The organism is Nonomuraea rhizosphaerae (genome assembly GCF_019396405.1).
Taxonomy (GTDB): Bacteria; Actinomycetota; Actinomycetes; order Streptosporangiales; family Streptosporangiaceae; genus Nonomuraea; species Nonomuraea rhizosphaerae.
Map to the genome: position 1 here is coordinate 1 of NZ_JAHKRL010000163.1, position 4,399 is coordinate 4,399.

Below are 4,399 nucleotides of genomic sequence, written 5' to 3' on the forward strand. Positions count from 1 at the left end.
ACCCCGAGCCGCCGGGCGCAGATCTCGTACGCGCGCGGATCCGGCTTGGCCACCCCGATCCGGCACGAGTACGTCAGCGACGCGAACCGCCCCAGCCACTCCCCGTGCCGCGACTCCCAGACCGGCACCAGGTCCTCGATGATGTTCGACAGCAGGCCGAGCCGTCGTCCCTGGTCGACCAGCTCGTGCACCACGCCGACCATCTCCTCGTCCACGTGGCACCAGCTCTCCAGGTCGGCCGCCAGCAGCACGGACACGTTGGCGAAGCTGGTCTCCAGCCTCGCGGCGACGGCGGCCCAGTACGCCGTGCTGTCCTGGCCGGCGTCATAGGCGGGCCTGCACCACCAGTACGCCTCCCAGAACTTCTCCCCCGGAACCCCCGCCAGCTCGACCAGCCTGTGCTTGTCCTTCTTTGTCTGGACGCGGGCGATTACCCCGTACAGGTCGAAGACGATCACATCAGGCATGAATCCCAGCCTATGCGCGTATCCTGCCCCGGTGACCACCGCCGCCACCCTCACCCCACCGGCCCGGCCCGCTGTGCGTCCGCGCAGGTCAAGCCCCTGGTGGCTGGCCGGGATCGCCGGGATCGCGGCGTTCTCCGGCTCGGGCTCCTCCTCGCTGAACGGCGACGAGCTGGCCACGATCAGCGCCGCGTCCCGGTCGCTGCCGGGGCTGTGGGAGTTGTCGCAGCACATCGACGGGCATTTCCTGCCGTACTACCTGTTCATGCAGCTCTGGGTGCAGGGCGGAACGGCGGAGCTGTGGCTGCGGCTGCCGTCGGCGATCGCGATCGGGGTCGCGGCGTGGTTCCTGGTGGATCTGGGGCGGCGGCTGCACAGCACGTGGGCGGGTGTGACGGCGGGGGCGGTGTTCGCGGTGCTGCCGTCCGTGGCGTACTACGGGGCGTTCGCCCGTTCGTACGCGCCGGCGGCGGCCGCGGTGGTGCTGTCGTTCTGGGCGCTGCACCGGCTCGCCGAAACGCGCCGGGGGTGGGTGCTCTACGGGGTGGCGGTGGCGCTGGTGTGCTGCACGCACCTGTTCGCCGTGCTGGTGCTGCCCGCGCAACTGATCGCGGCGGTGGCGCTGCTTCCTCGCCGGGACCTGCTGCTCAGGTGGGCGCCCGCGCTGGCGGCCGGGTGCCTGCCCGCGCTGGTGCTCGGCCTGATCGGGTACGGGGAGCGGCACGCGATCAGCTGGATCCCGCAGCGCGGGCCGGAGGTGCTGCTGAAGTTCCCGAAGATGGCGGCGGGGGCGACCGAGCCGGGAGTGCTGCTGTTCGCGGTGGCGCTGGCCGGGGTGGTGCTGCTGCGCAGGCGGGCCTGGGCCATGACGTTGCTGGGCTGGCTGGTGCTGCCGCCCGTGCTGCTGCTGGCAGTGTCACATCTGGTGACGCCGGTTTACGTGGACCGGTACCTGTTCGTCACGGCGCCCGCGCTGGCGTTGCTGGCGGGGATCGCGGTGGCGAGCGTGCCCCGGGGCGCGGTGGTGGCCTGCTGCGCCCTGGTGGTGGTCACCGTGGGGCTGGGCGTGCCGCAGCACATCGAGGTACGGGAGGCGAACGGGCGGTTCGAGGACTTCCCGGGCGCGGTCAGCAGGGTGCAGAGCAGGCCCGATGACGCGATCGTGTTCGGGCAGAGTTCCGTACGGGCCGGGTTCGACTACTACGACGACGGGCCGCCGCCGTTGGACGTGCTGCGGCAGGGGCCCGATCCGGAGCCGGACGGTTTCGGCTTCCCCGAGCGGAGCGACGTCGCCGCCGCGCTGGAGGGACGGGAGCGGGTCTGGGTGGTGTGGCGCGGGGTCAAGTCCGCGGGCGCCAGGCTGGCGCGGGTGAAGGCGGTGCTGGCGGCGGGGTACGAGCAGGCCACGGCCTGGCACTCGGCCGAGACACCCGGCCTGACCGTCGCCCTGTACACCCGCAAATGACCGCTGCCCCTGAGCGGCAACAGCGGCTGGGCCCCTCCCGCGAAACGCGAAGGGAGGGGCCCGGCTCGGCGGGAGATCAGCCGACCTCGACGCCGCCGATCGACTTCTTGCCGCGCCGCAGCACCATGTACTTCCCGCCCAGCAGATCCGACGTCTCAGGCACGTACGACTCGTCCGTGATCTTGACGTTGTTGAGGTACGCCCCGCCCTCCTTCACCGCCCGCCGGGCCGCCGACTTGGACTCCACCAGCCCGCTCTCGGCCAGCAGGTCCACGAACGTCGCCCCCAGGGCGGGCACGGCGGCCTTGGGCACCTCGGCCAGCGCGGCGCCCAGCGTCGCGGGCGGCAGCTCCTCCAGCGACCCCTGCCCGAACAGGGCCTTCGAGGCGGCCACGACGGCCGACAGCTCCTCGGCCCCGTGCACGAGCGTGGTCAGGTCCTCGGCCAGCGTGCGCTGCGCCTCGCGGGCGAACGGCCGGTCGGCGACGGCCTTCTCCAGCTCCTCGATCTCCTCGCGCGAGCGGAACGTGAACACCTTCAGGAAGCGGACCACGTCGCGGTCGTCGGCGTTGAGGAAGTACTGGTAGAACGCGTACGGCGAGGTCAGCGCCCCGTCGAGCCACACCGACCCGCCGGCGGTCTTGCCGAACTTGGTGCCGTCGGCCTTGGTGATCAGCTTGCCGGTCAGGGCGTGCACGTGGCCGCCCTCGACGCGGCGGATGAGGTCGACCCCGGCGGTGATGTTGCCCCACTGGTCGCTGCCGCCGACCTGGAGGGTGCAGTTGTTGCGGCGGTACAGCTCCAGGTAGTCGTTGGCCTGCAGGATCTGGTAGCTGAACTCGGTGTAGCTGAGCCCGTCGCCGCTGAGCCTGGCCGCGACCGACTCGCGGGCGAGCATGCGGTTGACCGGGAAGTGCTTGCCGATGTCGCGCATGAAGTCGATGGCCGACATCTCGGCGGTCCAGTCGAGGTTGCTGACCAGTTCGGCGGAGCCGGGGCCGCCGTCGAAGTCCAGGAACTTCTCCACCTGCACGCGGATCTTCGCCACCCACTCGGCGACGACGTCGGAGGTGTTGAGCGCGCGCTCGGTGCTGCGCCCGCTGGGGTCGCCGATCAGGCCGGTGGCGCCGCCGACCAGGCCGATCGGCTTGTGCCCGGCGCGCTGGAAGCGGGTCAGGATCAGCAGCGTGGCCAGGTTGCCCATGTGCAGGGAGGGCGCGGTCGGGTCGAAGCCCGCATAGACCGTGATCGGACCTTTCGACAGCGCCCCGCGCAGGGCGTCGATGTCGGTGGTCTGCGCGAGGACGTCGCGCCATTCGAGCTCATCGAGAATGTCGGTCACGGTGCTGGCTTTCCAGTAGACGGCGGATGGTTACAGACTGCCGGATCGCGCCGGATGACCGCCACTTGGATACGCTCGGTGGTCATGTGGAAGGTCCGTCGCGAGCTGGCCGTTTTCAAGATCTTAGGGGCTGTGGCGTGTGCCGGTCTCGCCCTGTTCTGGTACGTCGGGGGCGATGTGCGGGGGGTGGTGCTGGCGGTGCCGGCGGCGGTGCTCGTGGGCGCCATGGGGTTGCGTGACGTTCTCGCTCCCGTACGCCTGGCGGCCGACCCGAGCGGCATCACCGTGGTGCACGGTTTCGCGGGCCACCGGCACGTGCCGTGGGAGGCGATCGAGGACGTCCGGGTGGACGTGCGCAGGAGGTTCGGCCTGCGCAGCGAGATGTTGGAGATCGACACGGGCGACTACCTGCACATCTTCAGCGCTCACGAGCTGGGCGCCTCCCCGACCGAGGTGGCCGCGGTGCTGCGGCGGCGCGGGACGTGAGGGCGGTACGGGGAGACGGTGGGCTCGTCGTCGATCCAGAACCGCCACGGGGTGTCCTTGGCGGTGGAGACGCCGGTGCGCGGGCCGGACCGGATCCGGGCGGGGCCGGGCGGGGTGCCGGTCAGGACGGCCGCGCTCCCCTCGGGGATGCCGCTGAGCCGGTGCTGACCATCGTCCGGGAGGCCTTCCCGGATGGCGTCGAGGCCGTTGTGCTCGCGGGCCAGCCCCAGGGCGACCGCCAGCCGGGCCGGCCCGCGCCCAAGGTCGCGGTCGGGCATCCTGCGCCCGGGGACGCCGCCGGAGCGGCGGGCGCGGGCCACGTCGAGCCCGGCCACGATCTCGCCGGCCCGCAGCAGCACCGCTGAGCCGTGGCCCTCCCCCAGGCACACCAGGTTCGCGCAGAAGTGCATCCCGTACGTGAAGTACACGTACAGATGTCCGGGCGCGCCGAACATGACCGCGTTCCTGGGGGTTCGCCCCCGGTAGGTGTGGGCGGCCGGGTCCTCGCCGGGCCCTCCGTACGCCTCGACCTCGGTCAGCCGCGCGGCGACGGGGCCGTGCACGAGCACGCGCCCGAGGAGCTCGGGCGCGACCTCGTGCGACGGCCGGTCGAAGAAGCCCCGCGGCAGCGGCGTGGGGGAT

5 protein-coding genes are annotated in these 4,399 nt (G+C 71.9%); 2 read left to right on the top strand and 3 right to left on the bottom strand.

The window, feature by feature from the left end; all coding sequences use genetic code 11:
- On the bottom strand, positions 1 to 467 hold a 467-nt coding region (locus tag KME77_RS07870), incomplete at its 3' end, for an HAD family hydrolase (RefSeq protein ID WP_219463465.1).
- A gap of 31 nt (positions 468 to 498) precedes the next feature.
- Between KME77_RS07870 and KME77_RS07875 the strand changes: the two genes are divergently transcribed.
- Complete coding sequence (locus KME77_RS07875; RefSeq protein ID WP_308250606.1) at positions 499 to 1,929, top strand: glycosyltransferase family 39 protein; 1,431 nt, start codon at positions 499 to 501, stop codon at positions 1,927 to 1,929.
- A gap of 76 nt (positions 1,930 to 2,005) precedes the next feature.
- On the opposite strand, the gene tyrS is transcribed toward KME77_RS07875, so the two are convergent.
- Positions 2,006 to 3,271, bottom strand: coding sequence for a tyrosine--tRNA ligase (gene tyrS, locus KME77_RS07880; RefSeq protein ID WP_219463467.1), 1,266 nt, complete (start codon positions 3,269 to 3,271; stop codon positions 2,006 to 2,008).
- A gap of 84 nt (positions 3,272 to 3,355) precedes the next feature.
- Between tyrS and KME77_RS07885 the strand changes: the two genes are divergently transcribed.
- On the top strand, positions 3,356 to 3,757 hold the full coding sequence (locus KME77_RS07885; protein ID WP_219463469.1) for a PH domain-containing protein: 402 nt from the start codon (positions 3,356 to 3,358) through the stop codon (positions 3,755 to 3,757).
- On the opposite strand, the gene KME77_RS07890 is transcribed toward KME77_RS07885, so the two are convergent.
- Positions 3,697 to 4,386 (bottom strand): DNA-3-methyladenine glycosylase, encoded by a 690-nt coding sequence (locus KME77_RS07890; protein WP_219463472.1) that lies wholly within the window; start codon positions 4,384 to 4,386, stop codon positions 3,697 to 3,699. The genes KME77_RS07885 and KME77_RS07890 overlap by 61 nt on opposite strands.
- Between the last annotated feature and the right edge of the window lie 13 nt (positions 4,387 to 4,399).